Annotated in this window: 1 protein-coding gene; it reads right to left on the bottom strand. The window is 74.9% G+C overall.

The features are described from left to right. Positions 1 to 75: 75 nt before the first annotated feature. Positions 76 to 1,642 (bottom strand): outer membrane protein assembly factor BamB family protein (locus AOK03_RS39995; protein ID WP_157869237.1); only part of this gene is annotated, 1,567 nt, incomplete at its 5' end.

Here is a 1,642-nt window from a genome sequence, read left to right as displayed (position 1 = left end):
GGCGTGGGGTGCGGGTCAGGAGCGTGGGCCGAGGGGCAGGGACGTGGGGTGCGGATCAGGAGCGCAGGGTGCGGGTCAGGAGGGGAGCCTGACCGAGACGACCGTTCCCTGGTCGTACACGATCGTCGCCACCCCGCCCAGCGGCAGGACCGTCGGCGGCTTCGGCTGGTCGGCGACCACCGTGCCGGAGTCCTCGGGCGGCTTCGCGCGGCGGTTGCCGGGGGCGCCCGGGACCCTGACGGCGCGGACCTTGCCCGCGGCGGTCAGTGGCACCGTCCGCAGCGTGGAGTTGTCGGCGGTCAGGGCGCGGTCGCCGATGACCAGCGCGCCGGAGGACACGGGACGCCTGATGACGTAGTCGACCACGGAGAGCGGCTCCCTGCGGGTGAGCCTGCCGTTCTTCGGGTCGGCCACGAGCAGCTTCCCGCCCGTCGTGTCGTAGGCGAGCGCCGCGCGGGGTGAGACCGCGCTCACCACGATGTCCAGACCGGGGTGTCCGTCGGAGCCGATCGGCGGGGCCTTGAAGCCGAACTTGCCCTCGACGGCGAGCGTGCGGGGGTTCAGACGGGTCACCCGGGTCTGCGGGTCGGCGGTCGGATCGTCGAGGTCTCCGGCGGAACCGAGCACATGGGTGCAGAGGATCTGGTCGTCGTCCGGGGTCGCGGTGGCGCGCCCGTCGGCCATGAGGGAGCGGCACTGGCCGTCGTCGAAGGTGCCGCCCACGCGGTCGCCCTTCGCCTCGTCGATCGCGACGACGCCGTCCCGGGAGTCGGCGTAGACCAGGCCGTCGTGGACGAGCGTGGCGGTGTAGTTGCCCCGCTCGGCCTGCGAGAGGGCCTCTTCGCTGAGGTCGTACGTCCACACGGGATCGCCGCCGCGCTTCACCGGGAACGCCTGGACCGTGGCTCCCGTCGGCCCGTCCGTGCCGTCCATGGTGCCCTCGGAGGAGACGATCAGGTGGTCGTCGGTGAGCAGCGCGGACGTGGCCCTCTTCCCGGCCGGGGCAGCGGCCGTCCACCGCACACGGCCGCTCCTGGAGTCGCGGACCTGCACACGCCCCTTGTACGCGATGACGGCCGTCCCGCCGCGCACCGCGGGAGCCTGGTCGTCACCCGGCATGAAGAACGCTCCGGACGGGCCGATGTACGCCTCGCCGCCCACCCCTTCGTCCTGCGCCGAGCGGCCGTCCGAGGTCCACAGGCGGTGCCCGTCGACGGCGCTGCGTGCCTCGTACGTGCCGTTGGTCAGCAGGCACACGACCGCTTTGGTGTCGGCCGCGCAACTCATCGGCGCGTGACCGAACTCGGCCCGCCACGGCTTCCAGCCCTTGGGGCGCTGCGCCTCGTACTGCGGGACCTGGCCGCTGCGGTCGTCGGTGCCGCCCGCGTCGACGCCGGCGGTGGCGACCAGCCGGGCGGGGGAGAGGGTCGGATCGGCCGCTCCGGGGACGGCGGGGCCGCCCGTGGCGTCACGGCCGGGCTTGCCGCCGTCCGCCTCGGAGCCCGAGCCCGCCCCGGACCCGGAATCGGGCCCCAGCGCGGCGAGCAGGCCGCCGACGACGGCGCCCACCACGGCCACGGCGACCACGGTCAGCACGGCGCCGCGACGGCTGATGCCGGGGCGGGGCGGAGCGGTCGTGGGC

It is taken from the genome of Streptomyces atriruber (assembly GCF_001418325.1).
Classification (GTDB): domain Bacteria; phylum Actinomycetota; class Actinomycetes; order Streptomycetales; family Streptomycetaceae; genus Streptomyces; species Streptomyces atriruber.
This window is presented reverse-complemented; position numbering and strand designations above follow the sequence as displayed.